We start from the raw sequence: 421 nt of genomic DNA on the forward strand, positions 1-421 counted from the left end.
CATAGGCGTCGTAGCGGAACTTCACGCTGTAGCCCATGGCGTCCGTGCGTTCGACCAAACGGCCGCTGGGGTCGTAGCGAAATTGTAGGGTTTTCTGTGCAGGGTCGATATAGCGCGTCAGCTGACCGGCAACATCGACCTCATAGCGGTCAATGCGGCCGTCCGGGCGTTCGCTTTCGACCAGATAGCCACGTGCGTCGTAGCGGAAGTGGGTGTGTTCACCCCGGGCATTGATGCTTTCGCGCAAGCGGCCATGGGCGTCGTAGTGATACAGCGTCTGGGCATTGCTGCAGTCGCGGTAGCTGAGCAACTGACCGCACGTGTTCCAGCTCAGGTACTTGCTCTTTTCGAGGGCATCGGTGACCTGGGTAACACGGCCTTCCGGGTCGTATTGGTACTGTGTCTCGCGCCCCAGCGGGTC

At 60.6% G+C, this 421-nt stretch carries 1 pseudogene; it reads right to left on the reverse strand.

What is annotated here, in order from left to right:
- Positions 1 to 421: pseudogene (locus V7787_RS52960) on the reverse strand (type IV secretion protein Rhs); the annotation flags it as partial.

The sequence above is a fragment of the Pseudomonas sp. CGJS7 genome (assembly GCF_036961695.1).